Origin of the sequence: Dactylosporangium sp. CA-092794 (assembly GCF_050948465.1) — a bacterium.
GTDB lineage: Bacteria > Actinomycetota > Actinomycetes > Mycobacteriales > Micromonosporaceae > Dactylosporangium.
The window spans coordinates 7,466,521-7,487,900 of sequence record NZ_CP192044.1 but is presented as its reverse complement, the minus strand read 5'-3'; the positions used below and the strand labels follow the sequence as shown (position 1 = coordinate 7,487,900).

The 21,380-nt window shown below is 73.5% G+C and carries 18 protein-coding genes; 12 read left to right on the top strand and 6 right to left on the bottom strand.

What is annotated here, in order from left to right:
* The first annotated feature begins 26 nt into the window (after positions 1 to 26).
* The gene (locus ACQPXD_RS31910; RefSeq protein ID WP_432825038.1) at positions 27 to 2,408 is read left to right on the top strand and encodes a PAS domain S-box protein; all 2,382 of its coding nucleotides are present in this window, start codon (positions 27 to 29) and stop codon (positions 2,406 to 2,408) included.
* Here ACQPXD_RS31910 and ACQPXD_RS31905 read toward each other — a convergent pair.
* Positions 2,363 to 2,902 carry a MarR family winged helix-turn-helix transcriptional regulator gene (locus ACQPXD_RS31905; protein ID WP_432825037.1) on the bottom strand — a complete coding sequence of 180 codons (540 nt, stop codon included), beginning with the start codon at positions 2,900 to 2,902 and terminating at the stop codon, positions 2,363 to 2,365. The genes ACQPXD_RS31910 and ACQPXD_RS31905 overlap by 46 nt on opposite strands.
* Positions 2,903 to 2,997: 95 nt before the next feature.
* Here ACQPXD_RS31905 and ACQPXD_RS31900 point away from each other — a divergent pair, with 95 nt between their 5' ends.
* On the top strand, positions 2,998 to 3,432 hold the full coding sequence (locus ACQPXD_RS31900; RefSeq protein ID WP_432825036.1) for a response regulator: 435 nt from the start codon (positions 2,998 to 3,000) through the stop codon (positions 3,430 to 3,432).
* Positions 3,433 to 3,577: 145 nt separating this feature from the next.
* Here the strand turns inward: ACQPXD_RS31900 and ACQPXD_RS31895 are convergent, their stop codons facing one another.
* The gene (locus ACQPXD_RS31895; RefSeq protein WP_432825035.1) at positions 3,578 to 4,174 is read right to left on the bottom strand and encodes a TetR/AcrR family transcriptional regulator; all 597 of its coding nucleotides are present in this window, start codon (positions 4,172 to 4,174) and stop codon (positions 3,578 to 3,580) included.
* 76 nt (positions 4,175 to 4,250) lie between these two features.
* On the opposite strand from ACQPXD_RS31895, the gene ACQPXD_RS31890 reads away from it, so the two are divergent.
* Entirely contained in the window at positions 4,251 to 5,342 is a 1,092-nt protein-coding gene (locus tag ACQPXD_RS31890) for an FAD-dependent oxidoreductase (protein ID WP_432825034.1), read from the top strand.
* Here ACQPXD_RS31890 and ACQPXD_RS31885 read toward each other — a convergent pair.
* Entirely contained in the window at positions 5,329 to 7,362 is a 2,034-nt protein-coding gene (locus ACQPXD_RS31885) for a hypothetical protein (RefSeq protein WP_432825033.1), read from the bottom strand. The genes ACQPXD_RS31890 and ACQPXD_RS31885 overlap by 14 nt on opposite strands.
* A 464-nt stretch (positions 7,363 to 7,826) precedes the next feature.
* Here ACQPXD_RS31885 and ACQPXD_RS31880 point away from each other — a divergent pair, with 464 nt between their 5' ends.
* The 3 genes from ACQPXD_RS31880 to ACQPXD_RS31870 are packed head-to-tail and all read left to right on the top strand — an operon-like array spanning position 7,827 to position 10,789.
* Positions 7,827 to 8,720 carry an ABC transporter ATP-binding protein gene (locus tag ACQPXD_RS31880; protein ID WP_432825032.1) on the top strand — a complete coding sequence of 298 codons (894 nt, stop codon included), beginning with the start codon at positions 7,827 to 7,829 and terminating at the stop codon, positions 8,718 to 8,720.
* Positions 8,717 to 9,439 (top strand): ABC transporter permease, encoded by a 723-nt coding sequence (locus tag ACQPXD_RS31875; protein WP_432825031.1) that lies wholly within the window; start codon positions 8,717 to 8,719, stop codon positions 9,437 to 9,439. The genes ACQPXD_RS31880 and ACQPXD_RS31875 overlap by 4 nt, the downstream gene beginning before the upstream one ends.
* A 21-nt stretch (positions 9,440 to 9,460) precedes the next feature.
* Positions 9,461 to 10,789, top strand: coding sequence for a sensor histidine kinase (locus tag ACQPXD_RS31870; RefSeq protein ID WP_432825030.1), 1,329 nt, complete (start codon positions 9,461 to 9,463; stop codon positions 10,787 to 10,789).
* Between the two features lie 791 nt (positions 10,790 to 11,580).
* Here the strand turns inward: ACQPXD_RS31870 and ACQPXD_RS31865 are convergent.
* A complete protein-coding gene (locus tag ACQPXD_RS31865) occupies positions 11,581 to 12,450 on the bottom strand; it encodes a polysaccharide deacetylase family protein (RefSeq protein ID WP_432825029.1) in 870 nt (289 codons plus the stop codon).
* A 396-nt stretch (positions 12,451 to 12,846) separates the two neighbouring features.
* Here ACQPXD_RS31865 and ACQPXD_RS31860 point away from each other — a divergent pair, with 396 nt between their 5' ends.
* Genes ACQPXD_RS31860 through ACQPXD_RS31850 form a run of 3 tightly spaced genes read left to right on the top strand, consistent with a single transcriptional unit; the run spans position 12,847 to position 14,589 of the window.
* A complete protein-coding gene (locus ACQPXD_RS31860; protein ID WP_432825028.1) occupies positions 12,847 to 13,278 on the top strand; it encodes a helix-turn-helix domain-containing protein in 432 nt (143 codons plus the stop codon).
* A gap of 10 nt (positions 13,279 to 13,288) precedes the next feature.
* Positions 13,289 to 13,702, top strand: coding sequence for a VOC family protein (locus ACQPXD_RS31855; protein WP_432825027.1), 414 nt, complete (start codon positions 13,289 to 13,291; stop codon positions 13,700 to 13,702).
* A gap of 17 nt (positions 13,703 to 13,719) precedes the next feature.
* Positions 13,720 to 14,589: a mechanosensitive ion channel family protein gene (locus ACQPXD_RS31850; RefSeq protein ID WP_432825025.1), complete on the top strand. Its 870-nt coding sequence runs from the start codon at positions 13,720 to 13,722 to the stop codon at positions 14,587 to 14,589.
* Between the two features lie 4 nt (positions 14,590 to 14,593).
* Here the strand turns inward: ACQPXD_RS31850 and ACQPXD_RS31845 are convergent, their stop codons facing one another.
* Together ACQPXD_RS31845 and ACQPXD_RS31840 are read right to left on the bottom strand one after the other, a co-directional pair.
* A complete protein-coding gene (locus ACQPXD_RS31845) occupies positions 14,594 to 15,343 on the bottom strand; it encodes an SDR family NAD(P)-dependent oxidoreductase (protein ID WP_432825024.1) in 750 nt (249 codons plus the stop codon).
* Positions 15,344 to 15,964: 621 nt separating this feature from the next.
* On the bottom strand, positions 15,965 to 16,474 hold the full coding sequence (locus ACQPXD_RS31840) for a metallophosphoesterase family protein (RefSeq protein ID WP_432825023.1): 510 nt from the start codon (positions 16,472 to 16,474) through the stop codon (positions 15,965 to 15,967).
* A gap of 41 nt (positions 16,475 to 16,515) precedes the next feature.
* Here ACQPXD_RS31840 and fdh point away from each other — a divergent pair, with 41 nt between their 5' ends.
* From fdh to nrfD, 3 genes are read left to right on the top strand one after another with little or no spacing between them, the layout of a single operon-like run.
* Positions 16,516 to 19,698, top strand: a complete 3,183-nt coding sequence (gene fdh / locus ACQPXD_RS31835) for a formate dehydrogenase (RefSeq protein WP_432825022.1) — start codon at positions 16,516 to 16,518, stop codon at positions 19,696 to 19,698.
* Positions 19,699 to 19,715: 17 nt separating this feature from the next.
* Positions 19,716 to 20,465, top strand: coding sequence for a 4Fe-4S dicluster domain-containing protein (locus tag ACQPXD_RS31830; RefSeq protein WP_432844030.1), 750 nt, complete (start codon positions 19,716 to 19,718; stop codon positions 20,463 to 20,465).
* Complete coding sequence (gene nrfD, locus ACQPXD_RS31825; RefSeq protein WP_432825021.1) at positions 20,462 to 21,355, top strand: NrfD/PsrC family molybdoenzyme membrane anchor subunit; 894 nt, start codon at positions 20,462 to 20,464, stop codon at positions 21,353 to 21,355. Before ACQPXD_RS31830 ends, nrfD begins: the two co-directional genes overlap by 4 nt.
* The last annotated feature ends 25 nt before the right edge of the window (positions 21,356 to 21,380 follow it).

The window sequence follows — 21,380 nt, the reverse complement described above, 5'->3', positions numbered from 1 at the left end:
TGGCTGTGCTGAGGTGGTGACGCCCCGTGGCGGTGGAATGGTCGGCTCAGGCGGCGGGCCTGGTGGAAGCCTCGCCCGACGCGATCGTCGGCGTGGACTCCGCGGGCGTCATCGTGCTGGTCAACGCGCAGGCCGAGCGGCTGTTCGGCTACGCCCGCCGGGAGCTGCTGGGCCAGCCGGTGGAGCTGCTGGTGCCCGAGGCGGCCCGCGCCGTGCACCCGGGCCACCGCCGCGACTACCTCGCCGACCCGCACGCCCGGCCGATGGGCGCCGGGATGGAGCTGGCCGGGCGGCGCCGCGACGGCACCACCTTCCCGGCCGAGATCTCGCTGTCCACGCTGCAGGTGGAGGGCGAGCAGCTGGTCGTCGCCGGGGTGCGGGACGTCACCGCGTGGAAGCGGGCGTCGGAGGCCCAGGCGCAGCTGGCCGCGATCGTGCAGTCCTCGCACGACGCCATCGTCGGCAAGACCCTGGCCGGGGTCATCACCACCTGGAACCCGGGCGCCGAGCGGCTGTACGGCTACCCGGCCGGGGTCATGCTCGGCCGCCGTGTCGACGTGCTGTACCCGCCGGAGCGCCTCGCCGAGGAGGACGCGCTGCTGGCCCGGATCGCCAACGGCGAGCAGGTCGAGCAGTACCTGACCGAACGGGTCCGGGCCGACGGCCGGCGGATCACGGTGTCGCTGGCGATGTCGCCGATCCGCGACACCACCGGCTCGATCGTCGGGGTGGCGTCGGTGTCCCGGGACGCCTCCGAGCGGCAGCGGGCCGAGGCGATGTTCCGCGGCCTGCTGGAGGCGGCACCGGACGCGGTGCTGGGCGTCGACGCCGCGGGCACGATCGTGCTGGTCAACGCCCAGGCCGAGCGGCTGTTCGGGTATCGCCGCGACGAGCTGCTGGGCCAGCCGGTGGAGCTGCTGGTGCCGCAGGCCGCCCGGGAGCAGCACCCGCGGCACCGCAGCGGCTACTTCACCGACCCGGTCGCCCGCCCGATGGGCGCCGGCAAGCAGCTGGCCGGCCGCCGCAAGGACGGCACCGAGTTCCCGGCCGAGATCAGCCTGTCGGCGCTGGAGACCGACGACGGGCTGCTCGTCTCGGCCGCGGTCCGCGACGTCACCGAGCGGCTCGAGGCGCAGGCCGACCGGGAACGGCTCAAGGCGCAGGCCGAGCGCGAGCGGCTGGAGCGGCAGCTGCACCAGGCGCAGCGGCTGGAGTCGCTCGGGCAGCTCGCCGGCGGCGTCGCCCACGACTTCAACAACCTGCTCAGCGTCATCCTCAACTACCTCGCGTTCGTCGAGGAGGTGCTGGAGAGCGAACGGTGGGACCGCACCGACCGCGACGCCGCCCGCGCCGACGTGGGCCAGATCCGCCGGGCCGCGGAGCGGGCCACCGCCCTGACCCACCAGCTGCTGGCCTTCGCCCGGCGCGAGGTGGCCCGGCCCCGGGTGATCGACGTCAACGACATCGTCGTCGACGTGCGGCAGCTGCTGTGCCGCACGATCGGCGAGCACATCACGCTGGTGACCCACCTCAGCCCCACGGTCGGGCCGATCCTGGCCGACCCCGGCCAGATCGAGCAGATCCTGGTCAACCTGGCGGTCAACGCCCGCGACGCGATGCCGACCGGGGGCGTGCTGAGCATCGAGACCGACGACCTGGCGCTCGAGCCCGGGCACCGGTCCGGCTGGGACCTGCCGGCCGGGCACCACACGGTCATCCGGGTCACCGACAGCGGCACCGGCATGACCCAGGACGTCATCGACCGGGCCTTCGAGCCGTTCTTCACCACCAAGCCCAAGGGCCAGGGCACCGGCCTGGGCCTGGCCACCGTCTACGGCATCGTGGTGCAGGCCGGCGGCGCCATCGCGATCGGCTCCCGGCCCGACCACGGCAGCACCGTCACCACCGTCTTCCCGGTCACCGACCAGCGCCCGGACCAGCCGCGGCCGGGGACGCCGGGCGCGGGCAGCGCCGAGCACGGCGCCGGCGAGACCATCCTGGTCGTCGAGGACGAGGACGCCCTGCGCGAGGTCACCCGGCGCATCCTGGCCCGCAACGGCTACCGGGTGATCACCGCCGCCAACGGCGCCGAGGCCCTGGCCGTGGTCGGCGGGCCGGGCGGCGTCGACCTGCTGCTGACCGACGTCATCATGCCGGAGATGCTCGGCAAGGAGCTCGCCGAGCGGGTCCGCGGCCTGCGGCCCGGCACGCGCGTGCTGTTCATGTCCGGGTACGCCCAGCCGATCCTCGCCTCCCAGGGCACCCTGGACCCGTCGGTCACGCTGCTCGCGAAGCCGTTCACCGAGGCGGAGCTGCTCGCCGAGGTGCGCGCCTGCCTCGGCCCGCGGCCCGCCTCGGCCGGTCAGCGCCGCTCGGCCCAGCCCGCGTGGCCCGTTCGGTGGGAGTAGATCGCCACCGCGCCGTCCACCGGGTCGGCGGAGACGTCCCAGCGCCGCCACCACTCGGCGTCCGGCAGCTCGCCCGTGGCCCGCACGAACGCGTGCAGCAGCGCCAGCTGCGGCGGTGACGCAGCCAGGCCCTCGGCGCCGATCAGCGCGTCGATCTGCCGGCGGCGGGCCCGCATCACCTCGCCGACCAGGTCGCGGCCGGCCGGGGTCAGGCCCAGCCAGATCGAGCGCCGGTCGTGGTGGCGGTGGAAGCGCTGGACCAGCGACCGGCGCACCAGGCGGTCGCACATCCGGGTCAGCGTCGACGGGGCCACGCCGAGCTCCTTGGCGACCGTGGCGCCGCGCTGCGGGCCGTCGCCGGCGAGCAGGACCAGGACGCGGTACTGCGTGAGCGTGACCTCCACCCCGGCCGCCGTCAGGCTGCGGGCGGCGAGCGCGACCATGCTGCGGCTGACCGCCATCAGCGCCTCGGCGAGCGGTTCGGTGCTTGTCACCGGGCAATGGTTGCATGGCATCGGGTGGCCGTCCGTCCCGACGTGCACTATCGTGTCCCTCGAATATTGCACAGCTGCAACAAATTGGGGAATACATGGAGCTCGCGCACATCCTGCTGGTGGAGGACGACGCGGGCGACGTGGCGTATACCCTCGACGAGTTCCGCGCGCACCGGCTGCGCAACCCGCTGACCGTCCTCGGCGACGGCCTGGAGGCGATCGAGTATCTGGAGTCCCGGGGCCGCCACGCCGGCGCGCCGACCCCCGACATCCTGCTGCTCGACCTCAACCTGCCCGGCGTCGACGGGCGGGTGGTGCTCGACCGGGTGCTGGGCAACCCGCGCCTGTCCGACCTGACCGTCGTGGTGCTGACCGGCTCCCCGCTGGAGGAGCAGCTGCTGCGCGACTTCGGCGTGCCCTCGGAGTTCTACTTCCGCAAGCCGGTCGACTTCGCCCAGCTCGCCGCCCTGATCCGCGGCATCGACCAGTTCAGCATCGTCGTCGACCGGGCCGCCGACCGGTCGCGCTGAGCGTGCCGGGCCGCCGGCCGCCTCAGCCGGTGAGACCTTTGCCGTAGCGGGGCACGACGTCGCGCGTGGAGCCCATGCCGTAGCGGTTCACGTCGCCGGACATCGCGGCCACCTCGTCCAGGTCGGGCCTTCCCAGCACGGCGGATCAACGCGCGAGCCAGGGGCGCAGCGCGATCTCGGTCGCCTGCTGGACCGCCAGCCGGACCTGCTGCGGGTCCTCGGGCTCGGCGGTGTCGAGCAGCTCCTGCAGGGCGCCGGTGACCGCGCCGACGAAGGCGCCGACCAGGGCGGCGGCGGCGATCAGGTCCAGCTGGCCGGGGAACGCCCCGGCCAGGTGCCGGGCGATCTGCCGCTGCGCGTCGAGCTGGATCTGCAGCGCCCGGCCGCGCACCGACGGCACCTGGCGGATGAGCCGCATCCGCAGCGCGGCGAGCCGGCCGGTCATGTCGTCGCTGTCCTCGCCGACCTGCCGCAGCGCGCGCAGCAGCACGTCGGCCGGGCCGTCGCCGGGGCCACGGGCGGCGATCGCGGCGACGGCGGCGCCCAGGCGCACGTCGTTCTCCGGGAACAGCAGGTCCTCCTTGGTGGCGAAGTACCCGAAGTAGGTGCGCGTCCCGATCTCCGCGGCGGCGGCGATGTCGGCGATGGTCGTCTGCTCGTAGCCGTCCCGCTCGAACAGCTCGACCGCCGCGTCGACCAGCGCCTGCCGCGTCCGCGCGCGCTTCAGCTCCCGTAGCGACATGGGGTACACCTTATCGCATCGAATGTGAAGTCGCACTCATTGCAAACTTGCACTCAATGCGGATAGCGTTGGGGGCATGCAACCTTCGGTCCTCGTCAGCGGCGCCGGCGTCGCCGGCACCACCGCCGCCTACTGGCTCGCCCGGAACGGATTCCGGGTCACCGTCGTGGAGCGCTCGGCCGGGCAGCGCTCCAGCGGCAACCCCGTCGACGTGCGCGGCCCGGCCCTGCCGGTCGCCACCGACATGGGCGTGCTGCCCGCCCTGCACGAGCACGCCACGCACGCCACCCGCATGCGGGTCGTCGACGGCGCCGGCCGCACCGTCGCCCGCCTGCCCATGCAGACCGAGCCCGGCGCGCTGGAGATCCCCCGCGCCGACCTGGCCGGCGTGCTGTTCGAGGCGGCCCGCGACCACGCCGAGTTCCGCTTCGACGACACGATCACCGCCCTGGCCCCCGACCCCGACGGCGTCGACGTCACCTTCGACCGCGCCGCCCCGCAGCGCTTCGACCTCGTCGTCGGCGCCGACGGGCTGCACTCCACGGTGCGCCGGCTCGCCTTCGGCCCCGAGACGGACCTGGTCAGCCACCTCGGCGTCTGGGTCGCGACCCTGCCCCTCGACGAGCCCGCCGAGGACCCGTCCGACGTGCTGGCCTACAACGAACCGGGCCGGCTGGTGTCCGTGCACCCGGCCCGCGGCACCGCGCTGCTCGCCTTCATCTTCCGCGGCCCGGCGATCCCGGGATTCGACCACCGCGACACCGCGCAGCACCGCCGGATCGTGACCGAGGCATACGCCGGCGCCGGCTGGCGGGTGCCGGAGCTGCTCGGCCGGCTCGACGGCGCCGACCCGTATTTCGACAGCGTCAGCCGCGTCCACCTCTCCTCCTGGTCGCGCGGCCGCATCACGCTGGTCGGCGACGCGGCGTCATGCGTGTCGCTGTTCGGCGACGGCTCGAGCCTGGCGATCGCCGGCGGCCACACCCTGGCCACCGCCCTGGCCGGCCACGGCATCGCCGACGGCCTGCGCCGCTACGAGACCGAGCACCGCATCCGCACGGACGCGAAGGTCCGCGGCGCCGGCCGGGCCGCCGCGCTGGTCGTGCCGAAGACCCGCCTGGGCCTGGCCGCCCGCAACCTGACCGCGCGCGTGCTCAGCCGCCGCTAGGCTCGCGTTCGTCCGTTCGAAATGCCTGCTCCGGTACCACCGGTGCCGCTCCATGCGCCCCGCGCCGCGCGGCGAGGACCCGCAGCAGGTGGGCGATCTCGGCCTCCGGCACCCCGGCCCGCACACACGCCCGCCGCAGCCGCTCGTCCACCGCGACCCGCCCCGGCACGACTCCGGCGAGGCGCAGCCCGCCGAGCCCGAGCACGCCCGCGAGCACGTACTCCCGCCGCACCCCCACCACCCGCTCGCACCGCGCGCACTCGGATGTGGTCACGATCTGGTCCTCGGCAATTCCGGCCGGCGCGGTTTCGGCCTGGTCGTTGCCGGTTTCCGCTGCGGCGGCGCCGGGCGTGGGCGGGTGCGGGGCGTGCAGGCGGCAGGGGGTGACGCCGGTTGGGGTGGTTTCGGTGGTGCTGTTCGCGGTTTCGGCCGGGTCGGCGCCGGGCACCGGCGCGCGCCAGGCGCGGAGGCGGCGGGCCAGGACACCGGCCGCGGCGGCGAGGCCCGCGGCGACCGCGACGCTCGCCGCCGCCGGGGCGATCGGGCCGGCGGTCAGGCGCTCGACGGCCAGGACGAGGAGGGCGGCGACCAGGGCCGCGCCCGCGGCGCCCGGCAGCGTGGCGGTGACGACCGGCGCGACGGTGGCCGGTGGCCGGATCCGGCGCAGCGTGAACAGCAGCGGCGCGGCGTACGGCGGCCAGCTCCACGGGCGGGCCAGGACGTCGTCGAGCAGCCGGCCGTAGACCGTGCCGCGGGTCAGCCGGTAGCCGCGCCACCGCCCGGCCGGCACCGGACCCGCGCCCGGGCCGGTGTCGCGCCCGGCCAGCAGCGCCGCCGCGACGCCGGGCTGCAGTTGCGCCCGATACACCAGCGCGGTCTCCCAGCCGGGCACCGCCGCGCACCGGCCCAGGATCGCGCGCAGCACCGCCCGGTCGTCGGCGGCGCGCGCGACGGCGTCGAGGTCGAGCGGGTCGCCGGACTCCTCGGCCGCCGCGATCGCCCCGGCCGGGTCGCGCCGGGCCAGCAGCGCCAGCGGCGCCGCGCCCGGGCGGCCGGTCGCATTGAGCCGCAGCAGCACCGCCCGGGCCGGGGGAGCTGCCGCCCCGTGTTCCGAGGCCTGGTCCGCCGCCATGGCGCCGGACGCGGCGGCCCGGCCTGCGGGTGGTTCGGCGGGCCGGCCCGCGGCCGGGGCGGTGTCGTGGGCTGCTGGGGCGGCGGCGTCGAGGACGGGGAGCACGCAGAGCAGACGGGACAGCCAGAGCGGGTCGCGGGCCGACGCCGGGGTGCCGGCCAGGGACTCGATCTCGGTGCGGGCGGCGCGCAGGACGCCGTCGTCGTCGCACGCGTTCCCGGCGAGGGCGGCGCGGAACAGCAGGCGGCGGTCGGGCAGCGCGGCCAGGTCGTCGAGGATGCGCCAGCGCAGCGCGTCGGGCGCGCCGGCGCAGGCGGTGACCGCGGCCGCGAGCAGGGCCGCCGGCCAGGGCCGCTGGATGCGCAGGCGGGCGGCGAGGTCGTTCCAGGCCGCCGGCTCGGTGCGGGCGCCGGTGAGTACGGGCGGGGCGTCGGGCGCGACCACCGCGGGAACGTGGAACCCCGGCACCGGCTCGGCGTGCGACAGCGTCACGATCGTCGACGCCGGGGCGAGGCGGGCCAACGGTCCGGACAGCCCGGCGACCGCGGCCCGGACGGCGCCGCCGGCGGTATCCAGGCCGGTGACCAGGGCGAGGTAGCCGTGCGGCGGGGCCTCGCCGGCGGTGACGGCCCGCAGGACCGCGTCGGCGGTCACCGGGCCGTCGGCGGCCAGCGCGGCGAGGTCGACCAGCACCGGCCGCTGCGCCGTCGCCGGATCCCCGGCCGCGCGCCGCCAGGCCGCCCGCAGCAGCCACGACAGCGGCTCACCCGTGCCCTCACCGCCGCCGCCCGGGCCGTTCGCGCCCGGGACAGCGAGGAGCCAGAGGTGTTCGCCGTGGCGGTCCAGCAGCGAGGCGCGGTCCAGGTGCTCGCCAGCGGGCCCGAGCAACTCGGGAATGGTGGATGAGGATGGCGCCGTGGCAAGGTTGTCGGTCGCGTCCCGGCGGAGTTGGCGCTCTGCCGCGCGCCGCTGCATCCAGTTCGCCGGCATCGGTGTCAGGGCTCCGAAACGGTGGGGAGAGGGCACCGTCATGGTGCCGTCCACCGTCACTGCCCGTAGCGGATTCCGGGCGCCGTCCTTCGAACGGGCGTCGCCCGTCCGGGGGTGTGCGGGCGACGGCCGCCGCCGGCGGATTCCGGGACCGGCCCTTCGGACCGGCGGCGCCGTCCGAGGTGTGCGGCCCGCGGGGGAGGTCGGCGGGGGAGGTCGGCGGGCGTGGGCGATGCGGCCGGCGGCGAGCATGTCGCGGGCGACCGGCGGCCGGCCCGGCGGTCGCCGCATGACATCTGTCATGGGGGAGCGGGTGACGCGATGCAGCCGCATGGGCATCGGCTCCCGGCGATGCTGTTGGCATGACGAACGAAGCAGTCCAGCTGACCGGCCTCACCAAGCGGTTCGGCGAGCTCACCGCCGTGGACGGCCTTGACCTCACGATCCGCCGGGGCGAGGTCGTCGCGCTGCTCGGCCCGAACGGGGCGGGCAAGTCAACCACCATCGACATGCTGCTCGGGCTGCTGCGCCCGGACGCCGGCGAGGTGCGGCTGTTCGGCGACGCGCCGGCGAAGGCCATCGGGCGCGGCGCGGTCGGCGCGCTCATGCAGAGCGGCGGGCTGCTGCCGGACCTTACCGCCGCGGAGACGGTACGGCTGGCCGCGGCGCTGCAGCGCAACCCACGCCCGGTCGGCGAGGTGCTGGAGCGGGCCGGCGTGGCCGAGTTCGCCGGCCAGCGGGTGGCCGGGCTCTCCGGCGGCCAGCAGCAGCGGATCCGCTTCGCGATGGCCCTGGTGGTGAACCCCGACCTGCTGGTCCTCGACGAGCCGACGACCGGCATGGACGTGGAGACCCGGCGCGCGTTCTGGGCCTCGATGCGCGCGGAGACCGCGCAGGGCCGCACCGTGCTCTTCGCGACGCACTACCTCGAGGAGGCCGACGACTACGCCGACCGCATCGTGCTGCTGCGCGCCGGGCGCATCGTCGCCGACGGTACCGCCGCACAAATCAAATCGGCCGTGTCGGGCCGCACCATCCGGGCCGCGATCCCCGGCGCGGACCTGGCCGGACTGGCCGCGCTGCCCGGCGTCGACCGGGTCGAGTCCCGCGGCGAGGTCGTGCTGCTGCACTGCGACGACTCCGACGCCGCCCTGCGCGCACTGCTCGCCGCCACCGACGCCCGTGACATCGAGGTCACCAGCCGCAATCTCGAAGACGCCTTCATCGCCCTCACCGTTGCCGGGAGCACCCAGTGAACCTCACCTACCTGCGGCTGGAAGCCGTCCGCCTGTTCCGCAACAAGCGCGTCGTGATCTTCTCGACCCTGATGCCGGCCCTGCTCGTGCTCATCATCGGCGGCGTGTCCGTCGGCGGCGACGCGGACGCGAAGCAGTACGTCATGGTCAGCATGGCCCTCTTCGGCGCGATGACCGCCGCCATCTCCAGCGGCGGCACCATCGCCGTCGAGCGCGGCCTGGGCTGGAACCGCACGCTGCGGCTGACCCCGCTCTCGCCGGCCGCCTACGTGCTCAACAAGGTGCTGCTCGCGCTGCTCGTCGGGGTGCTGCCGGTGCTCATCACGTTCGTGGTCGGGGCCGTGGGCCTGCACGTGCGGCTCACCGCGGCCGAGTGGGTGCTGTGCTTCGCTGGCGCCTGGCTCGCCTCGCTGCCGTTCGCGGCGCTCGGGGTGGTCATCGGGTACCTCGCCAAGCCCGACAGCGTCCAGCAGGTCTCCGCGCTGATCAACCTGACCCTGGCCGCCTTCGGCGGGCTGTGGGTGCCGGTCAACCTGATGCCGGACGCGCTGCAGTACATCGCCAAGCTGACTCCGTCGTACTGGACCGGCCAGGTCGCGCGCAGCCCGCTCGACCACGGCCACATCGACGGCCAGGCGATCGCGGTGCTGGCCGGCTGGACCGTGGTCCTCGCGGTCATCGCGCTGCGCCGGTTCCGCGTGGACACCGCCCGCGCCTAGCCCTCGGTTACCGTGTTCGACATGCCCCCGACCCCGCCGAGCCGCCGCTCCCCACCCAGGTTCTTCTGGATGTGGACGGCGGTCTGGCTGTTCTACATGGCGGGCCCGTTCCTCGACGCCTGGCACCGCCCGGAGACCTGGCAGCGGGTCGTCGGCCTGCTCGCCGCGGCCGGCTTCTGCGCCCTCTACCTGGACACCTTCCGGGCCGCGCGGCAGCAGATGCGCACCACCGGCGCCGGCCTGGTGCTGCCCTGGACGGTGGTACGCCTGGCCGGCATGGTCGCGCTGGCCGCGATCCTGACCCTGATCGTCGGCGAGTCGGGGCTCACCACGCTGGTGTACATCGGCGTCGTGTCCGTCTTCAGCTTCCCGGCCCGGGCCGCGATGGGCATCGTGAGCGGCGCCGGCCTGACCGCGTTCGTCCTGCCCCGGGTCGTGCCCGGCTGGGACAGCGGCGTCGACCTGACCTTCGCCGTCCTGGTCGCCGCCCTCGCCGTGTGGGGCGTGACCCGGGTCGTGCAGCGCAACGCCCAGCTGGCCGCCGCGCGCGAGGAGATCACCCGGCTGGCGATCGACGCGGAGCGCAACCGCTTCGCCCGCGACCTGCACGACCTGCTCGGCCACTCGCTGACCGTGGTATCGGTGAAGAGCGAGCTGGCCGCCCGCCTGGTGCAGCTAGCACCGGACCGCGCCGAGGCCGAGCTCGCCGACATCCAGCGCCTGGTCCGCGAGGCCCTCGTCGACGTGCGGGCAGCCGTGGCCGGCTACCGGGCGATGTCGCTGTCCAACGAGCTAGCCTCGGCCCGCAGCGCCCTCGACGCGGCCGGCATCGAGGCCGACGTCCCGGTGACCGGCGAGGCGGTCGACCCGGGGCGTCAGGAGCTGTTCGCCTGGGTCGTGCGCGAGGGCGTCACCAACGTGGTACGGCACAGCGAGGCCAAGCACTGCTGGATCCGCCTAGACCACGACGCGGTCGAGATCTCCGACGACGGCCGCGGCCCGGCCCCGGCGGCCCAGCCCCCCACCCCCACCGCTGGCCACGGCACTGCTGGCCACGGCACTGTCGGTCAGGGCACTGCTAGCCACAGCACCGTCGGTCAGGGCACTTCCGGCCACACCACTGTCGGCCAGGGCACTGCCGGCCACAGCACTTCCGGCCAGAGCACTGCTGGCCACGGCACCGCCGGCCACGGACTCACCGGCCACGGCCTCGTCAACCACGGACTTACCGGCCACGGTCTCGCCGGCCTGCGCGAGCGCCTCGACGCCGCCGGCTGCACCCTGACAGTCGGCCGCCGCGACGGGGGCGGCTTCTTGCTCCGCGCCACCGCCCCTGCAGCCCCGGGCTGATCGTCGCCCGCTCTCTTCACTGTGTTCACGGCCGGTTGTTGCTCGTCGTGTCCGTTGGCTGACCATGGGCTTCTATGGCCGGCTCCGTGACGGACATATCCGACATTTCAGTCATGAGTAGATGCGCACATGCCGGCGCGCGGGACGGCATGGAGGCTGTAACTCTCCGCGATCATGCACAACCCAACACGCGCACGCCGGTTTCTCATGATCGCGGATGGTCTATGTACCTATAAGTACGAAAAGTATCCACGCTCATGGAAAACCGCGGTGTCGCAACAGAAACGCGCGTGATCGCGGAGAGTTAGTGCCGCGCGACCAACAGGACCGACGATTGGGGCGCGTTTGCCGTGGCGGAGCCGCAGGCGGCGCGGCCGGACTCGGCGCGCGCGGTCTTCGGGGACCGTGACACTGTCATCGTCTCTGACCGTGACACTGTCACGGTCTCCGACGGCGACACTGTCACAGTTCCTGACGGTGACACTGTCACGGTTGCTGGTGGTGACACTGTCACGGTTGCTGGTGGTGACGGTGTCACGGTGTCCGATGGTGACAGTGTCACGGTTGCTGGTGGTGACAGTGTCACGGTCTCTGACGGTGACAGTGTCAGGGTGTTCGATGGTGACAGTGTCACGGTTGCGGTCCGGCGGCGGCGGGGACGTTGAGGTTGGAGCCGTGCGGGCTTGGCGGACAGGTGACACTGTCGCCGTTGGGCATGGTGACACTGTCACGGTTTTCGACGGTGACAGTGTCACGGTTCGGCGATGTGGGGGTGGCTGTGGAGGGTGCCGTTAGGTTGGCAGGCACTCCAGGGTGAAGTACTGCTTCAGCCAGGGGATCAGCGTGCGGTACGCGACGATGGTGTCGGGCTGGCCGTTGTCGTGGGACAGGATGATCGAGCCCTGGCGGATGTGGGACTTCACCTGGGCGATCACGCGGGAGATGTGGGCGGCGTCGGAGGAGTCCGGCTTGTGGTCCCAGTCCTTCGGGTCGACGTCCCAGTAGATGGAGTCCATGCCGAGTGACTTAGCCTTGGCGACCAGGTCAGGGGTGAAGTTGCCGCCGGGGGCGCGGAAGTACTTGATCGGGGCGTCGGGGCCGGCCGCGGCGTGGATCATGTCGTTGGTGTGTTTCAGGTCCCAGTCGATGTACGACGGGTCGCGCTTGGCCAGGTCCGTCAGGTGCTGCCACGAATGGTTGCACAGCGTGTGGCCCTCGTTGTAGATCTGGCGGACCAGCTCCGGATGGTCGCGGACGCGGAAGCCGACCATGCAGAAGGTGGCCTTCACGCCGTTGTCGCGCAGGATCTTCAGGATGGCGGGAGTGTTCACCGGGTCGGGGCCGTCGTCGAAGGTGAGGGCGATGTCGGTGCCCTGGGTGCGGCTCAGCGAACCGGCGGGGCCTTGGCCGGTGCCCGGCGGGCGGACGGTGAACCCGCCGGCGGGGGACTTGGTCGAGGGCGGACGCGAGGTCGAGGCGGAGGGGCGGGGCGACGCCGGGGGCTTGGGGGAGGGCGAGGCGGAAGGGGTCGGCGACGGCGTCGGGCTGGGTGCGGCGCTCGCCGGGGCGGCGGAGGAGGCCGCGGGCTGGGCGGTGTGCTGCGGCTTGTCGCCGTCGCAGGCGGCGACCCCGAGCAGCGCGGCCATCAGCAGTGCGGCCACCGCACTGACCATGGTGAATACCGATCGCCGGCCGCGCACCTGTGCAAGCTCCCCATTCTCGGTGTGCGCGCCGCCCGGCAGCGGCGCGCGGGGGCCACGTTAGTGGACGGGTGACCTTCCGCGCGACCCCTCGCAGACTTCGATCACCGCCGAAGCGCGGAGCGGCGGGAAACAGGCGCCGACGCACGGAGCGGCGGGAAACGGGAAAGACGCACGGAGCGGCGGGAAAACAAGCGCGAAGCGGAGGGAAACAGCGCCGAAGCGGGGATTGGCGGGAAACAGGCACCGAAGCACGGCGCGAGAGCAAGCGGGAAACAGGCACCGAAGCACGGCGCGAGAGCAAGCGGGAAACAGGCGCTGAAGTGCGGGGCAGGGGGGAAGCACTAGAGTGACGGGGTGACGGTTCCGGTCGAACTGCTGCCGCACCTGCGCCGCGCGCGCGACCACATCGACCGCAACTACCGGGCGCCGCTGGACCTGAGCACGGTCGCCGCCGTCGCGGCTGTTTCGAAGTACCACTTCATCAGGTGTTTCGAAGATGCCTACGGCGAGACGCCGATGCGCTATCTGACCCGCCGGCGCATCGAGCGGGCGCAGGACCTCCTGCGCAACGCCAACCTTACCGTCACCGAGGTGTGCATGGCGGTCGGCTTCACCAGCCTGGGCTCGTTCTCGGCGCGGTTCGCCCGGATCGTCGGTGAGAGCCCGGTGGCGTACCGCAACCGCTGGGCCAAGGCCGGCGCGCCGCACATCCCCGGGTGCTGGCTGTTCATGGCCGGCGTGCTGAAGAGCAATTTTGGAGAAGGCGGCGAAGGTCACGCCGAGTAGCCTCGCGGGCATGATTTCCAACATCTCGCTGGTCACGCAGTACTGCCTCAACCAGGACGAATCCCGCGCCTTCTACGTCGACGTGCTCGGGTTCGAGGCGGCCTCCGACGTCACCATGGGTGAGTTCCGCTGGGTCACCGTCCGTCATCCCTCCCAGCCGCAGCTCGAGGTCACGCTGATGACCCCGGGGCCGCCGCTGGACGACGAGGCCGCCGCGTTCGTGCGCCGGCAGCTGGAGAAGGGCGGCATGGGCGGGCTCGGCCTGCGGGTCGACGACTGCCGCAAGACCCACGCCGAGCTGACCGCCAAGGGCGTCGTGTTCCTGCAGGAGCCCGAGGAGCGGCCCTACGGTGTCGAGGCCGTCATGCGCGACAACAGCGGAAACTGGCTCGTCCTCGTCGAACCGCGAGCGTTCACCGGCTGAGCGATTACTGTGCCCGCATGGGTCGTCGTCACGAGCACGCGGCGGTACTGCGGGAGCTCCCACCGGCCGCCTGGCCCGCCCACCTGCGGGGCAACAGCGGTCTGCCCGGCCCCCGGGCGAACCTCGAGCTGGTCCAGGCGGTGGCCGACGTGGCGCCGCCGGACACGCTCGACGCGCTGCGCGTCATCGAGCTGCGGGTCCGGCCCGACTTCCGCCGCACGGTCGTGTTCGGCGCCATCGCCCTGGCCGCCCTGATCGCCGGGCACGACATCGGCGGCGTGCACGCCGAGGAGCTGCGGGTCCGGCTCATCGCCTACGGCTGCGGGCTGCTCACGGCCATATCCGGGTTCGCCGCCACCCGGACCGCGGCCCGCGAGGTCCAGCGCATCGCCGTGGCCCGGGCCGGTGCCGTGGCCGGCACGCCGCTGCGGCTGTTCGTGCTGCTCGGCGGCTACCTGATCACCGCACTGGCGGTGTGCGACCTGCTCGGTGTCCAGCTGCGCCAGCTGCTCGTCGGCGGCGCGATCACCGGCATCGTCGTCGGGCTGGCCGCCCAGCCGGTGCTGGGCAACCTGTTCGCCGGGCTGGTGCTGCTCTTCGCCCGGCCGTATGTGCCCGGCCAGCAGGTCCGGGTCATGTCCGGCGCGATCAACGGCCCGCACGTGGGCGTGATCGTGTCGGCCGGGCTGCTGTACACCATGCTGGAGACCGCGGACGGGCCGCTGAACATCCCGAACTCGGCCCTGCTCGCCGCCGCGGTAGGCCCCGCACCCAAGGACGCGGAGCCGGGCCAGGCGGCCGCCGCCGACGTGCCGCCGGTCCAGGACGGGGCCGCCCTGGCCACGGTCATCGCCGGCGCCGAGTCGGGCGAGGAGCGCAAGCACTAGGCGGTCACCGGCCGCCCGACACCTCGATGTCACTGCCGGTGACGAACGAGGCCGACGGCGAGACGAGCCACGAGACCGCGTCGGCGACCTCCTCCGGGCGGCCGTAGCGCCCGATCGGGGTGGTCTGCGCGGCCTCCTCGGCCCACGACGTCGACGCCGACATCTCCGTTTCGATGATCCCGGGCGACACCGAGTTCACCCGGATGCCCTCGCCCGCGACCTCCCTCGACAGGCCGTGGGTGAAGGTGATGATCGCGCCCTTGGTGGTGGCGTACGGCACGGAGCCCGGCATGCCACCGGTCCGCCCGGCCACCGACGCGATGTTGACGATGGCCCCGCCGTCCCCGCCGTGCGTGGTCGACATCTGCTGCACCGCGTGCTTCGCGCACAGCATCGGACCCACGACGTTGACCTGCATGAGGCGGGCCAGCTCGTCCGGCCGGCGCTCCTCGACGCGCGCCTCCGGCCCGAGCGTCCCGGCGTTGTTGACCAGCGCCGCCAGCGGCCCGAGCTCGCTGCGGGACCGCTCGAACAGCCGGGCGACGTCGTCCGGCTGCGCCACGTCCGCCTGCACGCTCACCGCCCGGCCCTTGCGCCGGCGGATGTCGGCGACGACCGACTCGGCCCCCTCCTGATCGGCGGCGTAGTTCACGACCACGCCGTACCCGTCGCCGGCCAGCCGCTTCGCGATCGCCGCGCCGATGCCGCGGCTCGCGCCGGTCACGATCACGGTGCCCTGCTCAACTGTCGTCATGGTCCGGGGAGCTACCCGCCCCGGACCCGGTCATACCGCCGGTGCCCCGGAACGCGCGCACCGTGCTGGCCATCCGAAAAGTCGGGCACTCCGTGCCACGACTTTTCGGATTTATACCCTGACGACGCATATATCCGATTCGTCGGCGTTATCGCTCCGTGATCACGCACGCCGCCACGGCGAAACGCCGGGTTCTTCATGATCGTGGAGCCTTACGGTACCCAGGTGTACATGATCACTCCGGGATCATGAGAAACCCGCGGTGCACACAGCCGGTCGAGCATGATCACGGAGACATTCGGCGGCGGCGGTCGGTCGTCACAGGGTCGGCCAGCGGCTGGGGGGACGACCAAGGCAGCGGGAGCGCGCCGGCGTGGCGGCGTCGGGCCGGGTGAGGACATGGGTCCGGCGGCGCCGGGATCGGCTTGGGGCAGCGCGGGTGCATGGCGTCGGTGGGCTGGGATCGGCTGCCGCCCAAGGGGGGTGCCGGGCCCGGCGAGGGCGTGGGTCGGGCGAGTCGGGGCCAGCTGCCGTCGGGGAAGCCGCCGTGGTGACCAGGGGGTGGCGGGGCAGGACGCCGGCTGGGTCGCGCAGGAAGCAGGAACGCGGTGGTCTGGGGCGCTAGCGGGCGATGCGGTGCAGGAGCACGTCGCTGATCGCGCCGCCGGCCAGGGTCAGGGTCAGGTAGGTGGCGTGCGGCTGGCGGCGGCGGTCGGTGGGGGAGCCGGGGTTGAGCAGCCGCAGGCCGCCGGCGGCGACGCTGTCCCACGGGATGTGGGAGTGGCCGAAGACGAGCAGGTCGCGGCCGGGGAAACGGGCGGCGCAGCGGGCCTCGCGGCCGGCGGCCGGGCCGGTCTCGTGGACCACGGCCAGCCGGACGCCGGCGACGGTTTCCGAAGCGATCTCGGGCAGGCGGGCGCGCAGCGGCGGGCCGTCGTTGTTGCCGTACACCCCGATGAGCCGCCGCGACCGCGCCTCCAGGGCGTCCAGCAGCGGCTCGGCCACCCAGTCACCCGCGTGGATCACCAGGTCGGCGGCCTCGGCCGCGGCCCACACCTCCGCCGGCAGGTCCCGGGCCCGGGCCGGCACGTGGGTGTCGGCGAGGAGGAGGACACGGCAGCCGGCGATCACTCGCCGAGCCTAATGCTCGTCAAGAGCGTAGAGTCGCGCGCATGGAGTGGTTGCGGCGCTGGCCGGTGTATCGCCAGTTGACCGGGCCGGACCATACCGGCCGCGGCGCGGCGGTGCGGTCGGCGCGCACCGAGGCGATCACCGCCCGGACCACGCAGGCCGACTCGGTGGCCAAGTCCGTGTGCCCGTATTGCGCGGTCGGCTGCGGCCAGCGGGTGTTCGTCAAGGACGGCAAGGTCACCCAGATCGAGGGGGACCCGGACAGCCCGATCTCCCGCGGCCGGCTCTGCCCGAAGGGCTCGGCCAGCAAGAGCCTGGTGACCAGCCCGCTGCGGGCGACCCGGGTGAAGTACCGCCGGCCCTATGCCACCGACTGGGAGGACCTCGACCTCGACACGGCGATGGAGATGATCGCCGACCGGGTCGTCGCCGCGCGGGAGGAGACCTGGCAGGACACCGACGCCGACGGCCGGCCGCTCAACCGCACGCTCGGCATCGCCAGCCTCGGCGGCGCCACGCTGGACAACGAAGAGAACTACCTGATCAAGAAGTTGTTCACGGCGATCGGCGCACTGCAGATCGAGAACCAGGCCCGGATTTGACACTCCGCCACCGTCCCCGGTCTGGGGACCAGCTTCGGTCGCGGCGGCGCCACGGGCTTCCAGCAAGACCTGGCCAACGCTGACTGCATCGTGATCCAGGGCTCGAACATGGCCGAGGCCCACCCGGTCGGCTTCCAGTGGGTGATGGAGGCCAAGGCCCGCGGGGCGACGGTCATCCACGTCGACCCCCGGTTCACGCGCACCAGCGCCGTCGCCGACATGTTCGTGCCGATCCGGGCCGGGTCGGACATCGCGTTCCTCGGCGGTGTGGTCAACCACATCCTGAGCAACGAGCTGGACTTCCGCGAGTACGTCGTGGCCTACACCAACGCGGCCACGATCGTCGGCGAGGACTTCCGCGACACCGAGGACCTCGACGGGCTGTTCTCCGGCTTCGACGTGGACAAGGCGGCCTACGACCCGTCGTCGTGGCGCTACGAGGGCCACGAGCACGAGACGGAGCACGGCCACCAGACCCGGGAGACCGCCGCGGCGATGCGCCACGAGTCGCACGGCGTGCCGATCCCGGCCGACACCCGGCGGGACGAGACGCTGCAGCACCCGCGGTGCGTGTACCAGATCCTGAAGCGGCACTTCTCGCGGTACACCCCGGAAATGGTGGAGCAGGTGTGCGGCGTGCCGCCGGAGCAGTTCGCGAAGGTCTGCGAGGCGTGGACCCGCAACTCGGGCCGGGAGCGCACGACCGCGCTGGTCTACTCGGTCGGCTGGACGCAGCACTCGGTCGGGGTGCAGTACATCCGCACCGGCGCCATCATCCAGCTGCTGCTGGGCAACATGGGCCGGCCCGGCGGCGGGATCATGGCGCTGCGCGGGCACGCCAGCATCCAGGGCTCCACCGACATCCCGACGCTGTTCAACCTGCTGCCCGGGTATCTGCCGATGCCGTCGGCGGGCACGCACGACACGTTCGGCGAGTGGGTCGACGCGATCCGCCACCCCGGGCAGAAGGGCTTCTGGGGCAACGCGCGCGCCTACGCGGTCAGCCTGCTCAAGGCGTACTTCGGCGACGCGGCCACCGCGGAGAACGACTTCTGCTACGGGTACCTGCCGCGGCTGACCGGCGACCACGGCACCTACCGCACCGTGCTGGACATGCTCGACGGCAAGGTGAAGGGGTACTTCCTGCTGGGCCAGAACCCGGCCGTCGGCTCCGCGCACGGCCGCGCCCAGCGGCTGGGCATGGCGCAGCTGGACTGGCTCGTCGTGCGCGACCTCTACGAGATCGAGAGCGCCACCTTCTGGCGCGACGGCCCCGAGGTCGAGACCGGCGAGATCGTGCCCGAGCAGTGCAAGACCGAGGTGTTCCTGCTGCCCGCCGCCTCCCACGTGGAGAAGGAGGGCACGTTCACCCAGACCCAGCGGCTGCTGCAGTGGCGGGAGAAGGCCGTCGACCCGCCGGCCGACTGCCGCTCCGAGCTGTGGTTCTTCTACCACCTCGGCAAGCTGCTCAAGGCCCGGCTGGCCGGCTCGGCGCTGGAGCGGGACCGGCCGGTGCGGGACCTGGCCTGGGACTACCCCACGCACGGTGTCCACGACGAGCCGTCCGCGTCGGCGGTACTGCGCGAGATCAACGGCTTCGACGTGCGCACGGGCGCCGTGGTGCCGGGCTTCGCGCAGCTCAAGGACGACGGGTCCACGGCCTGCGGCTGCTGGATCTACTCCGGGGTGTACGCCGGCGACGTCAACCACGCCGCCCGCCGCACGCCCGCCTCCGCCGACGACCCGGTCGGCCTCGAGTGGGGCTGGGCGTGGCCGATGAACCGGCGCATGATGTACAACCGCGCCTCCGCCGACCCCGACGGCCGGCCGTGGAGCGAGCGGAAACGGTACATCTGGTGGGACCCGGACAAGGGCGAGTGGACCGGCCCCGACGTGCCCGACTTCGAGAAGACCAAGCCGCCGACGTACCGCCCGGACCCGGGCGCGTCCGGGTCGGCGGCGCTGGCCGGCGACGACCCGTTCGTCATGCAGGGCGACGGCAAGGGCTGGCTGTTCGCGCCGAGCGGGCTGGTCGACGGCCCGCTGCCGACGCACTACGAGCCGGCCGAGTCGCCGATCGCCAACCCGCTGTACCCGCAGCAGACGAACCCGACCCGCAAGCAGTACCACCGCTCGGAGAACCCGATCAACCCGGTGCACAGCGACGTGTTCCCGTTCGTGTTCACCATCAGCCGGCTCACCGAGCACCACACCGCGGGCGGGATGAGCCGCACCCTGGAGTACCTCTCGGAACTGCAGCCGGAGATGTTCGTCGAGGTCTCCCCGGCCCTGGCGCAGGAGCGGGGCCTGGCCCACCTCGGCTGGGCGCACGTGGTCACCAGCCGGTCGGCGATCGAGGCACGGGTCATGGTGACGCAGCGGATGCGGCCGCTGCGCGTCGACGGGCGGCCGGTGCACCAGATCTGGCTGCCGTACCACTGGGGCGGCTCCGGGCTGGTCCGCGGCGACTCGGCGAACGACCTCGTCGGCATCGTGCTCGACCCCAACGTGCTGATCCAGGAGACCAAGGTGGGCACCTGCGACGTGCGGCCCGGCCGCCGCCCGCGGGGTGCGGCGCTGCGCGCGCTCGTGGACGACTACAACCGGAGGGCGGGGCTGTGACGGCACCGGCACGGCGGATGGGCTTCTTCACCGACACCAGCGTCTGCATCGGCTGCAAGGCGTGCGAGGTGGCCTGCAAGGAGTGGAACGCGGTGCCGGCCGACGGGTTCGACCTGCTCGGCATGTCCTTCGACAACACCGGCCAGCTCGACGCCAACACCTGGCGGCACGTCGCCTTCATCGAGCAGCCCGCGCCGGACGCCCCGGGGGAGATGCGCTGGCTGATGTCGTCGGACGTGTGTAAGCACTGCACGCACGCGGCCTGCCTCGACGTGTGCCCGACCGGGTCGCTCCTGCGCACCGAGTTCGACACCGTCGTCGTGCAGGCCGACATCTGCAACGGTTGCGGGTACTGCATCTCCGCCTGCCCCTACGGCGTCATCGACCGGCGCGAGGGCGACGGCCGGGCCTGGAAGTGCACGCTGTGCTACGACCGCATCGGCGACGGGCTGCAGCCGGCCTGCGCCACCGCCTGCCCGACCAAGTCGATCCAGTACGGCCCCCTCGACGAGCTGCGCGAGCGGGCCCAGGCGCGGCTGGAGCAGCTGGACCGCCCGGAGGCACGGCTCTACGGCCACGACCCCGAGGACGGGGTCGGCGGGCAGGGCGCGTTCTTCCTGCTCCTCGACGAGCCCGAGGTGTACGGCCTGCCGCCCGCCCCGGTGGCCAGCACCCGCGACCTGCCGCAGATGTGGAAGCGGGCCGGCCTGGCCGCGCTGACGATGGCCGCGGCGGTGGCCGTGGCGTTCCTGGGAAGGCGCCCGTGAAAGAGGAGATCAGGGTCCCCAAGGCCGAGTTCCGCTCGTACTACGGCCGGCCGATCCTCAAGGCGCCGGTGTGGAAACACGACATCCCGGCGTACCTCTTCACCGGCGGCCTCGCCGCCGGCAGCGCCCTGCTCGCCGCCGGCGCCGACCTGACCGGCCGGCCGAAGACCCGCCGCGCGGCCCGGCTGGCCGCCCTCGGCGCGGTCGGCGCGAGCACCTACTTCCTCATCAACGACCTCGGCCGGCCCGAGCGCTTCCACCACATGCTGCGGGTGGCCAAGCCGACGTCGCCGATGTCGGTCGGCACCTGGATCCTCAGCGCGTTCGGCGGCGCCGCCGGCCTGGCCGCCGCCAGCGAGGCCCGGCCCCGCGGGTTCGTCGGCGGCGCCGGGCGGGCCGCCGGCCTGGGCGCGGCCGCGCTCGCCCCGGGCCTGGCCACCTACACCGCGGTCCTGATCGCCGACACCGCGGCGCCGTCGTGGCACGCGGCCCGGTCCGACCTGCCGTTCGCGTTCGCCGGCAGCGCCCTGGCCAGCGGCGCCGCCGTCGGCCTGATCGGCGCGCCGGCGCACGAGGGCGGCCCGGCGCGGGCCCTCGCGGTCGCGGGCGTGGCCCTGGAAATCGCCGCCACCCACCGGCTCGAGACCGGGCTGGGCCTGGTGTCGGAGCCCTACCGCACCGGCCGGGCGGGCCGGCTGCTGCGCGCGGCGCGGGCGCTGAACCTGGCCGGGGCGGCCGGTGCGCTGCTCGGCCGGCGCAGCCGGGCGCTGTCCGCGCTGTCCGGGGCGGCGCTGCTGGCGGGGTCCCTGGCCACCCGGTTCGGCATCTTCGAGGCCGGCGTCGCCTCGACGAAGGACCCGAAGTACGTGGTGGAGCCGCAGCGGGGCTGAGCACCCCGCCGCGGCCCGGCGGCGG

Coding starts and splice junctions, on each gene's coding strand:
- ACQPXD_RS31900 (WP_432825036.1), top strand. CDS start 2,998: ATGGAGCTCGCGCACATCCTGCTGGTGGAGGACGACGCGGGCGACGTG.
- ACQPXD_RS31895 (WP_432825035.1), bottom strand. CDS start 4,174: ATGTCGCTACGGGAGCTGAAGCGCGCGCGGACGCGGCAGGCGCTGGTC.
- ACQPXD_RS31890 (WP_432825034.1), top strand. CDS start 4,251: ATGCAACCTTCGGTCCTCGTCAGCGGCGCCGGCGTCGCCGGCACCACC.
- ACQPXD_RS31880 (WP_432825032.1), top strand. CDS start 7,827: ATGACGAACGAAGCAGTCCAGCTGACCGGCCTCACCAAGCGGTTCGGC.
- ACQPXD_RS31870 (WP_432825030.1), top strand. CDS start 9,461: ATGCCCCCGACCCCGCCGAGCCGCCGCTCCCCACCCAGGTTCTTCTGG.
- ACQPXD_RS31855 (WP_432825027.1), top strand. CDS start 13,289: ATGATTTCCAACATCTCGCTGGTCACGCAGTACTGCCTCAACCAGGAC.
- ACQPXD_RS31850 (WP_432825025.1), top strand. CDS start 13,720: ATGGGTCGTCGTCACGAGCACGCGGCGGTACTGCGGGAGCTCCCACCG.
- ACQPXD_RS31845 (WP_432825024.1), bottom strand. CDS start 15,343: ATGACGACAGTTGAGCAGGGCACCGTGATCGTGACCGGCGCGAGCCGC.
- ACQPXD_RS31830 (WP_432844030.1), top strand. CDS start 19,716: ATGGGCTTCTTCACCGACACCAGCGTCTGCATCGGCTGCAAGGCGTGC.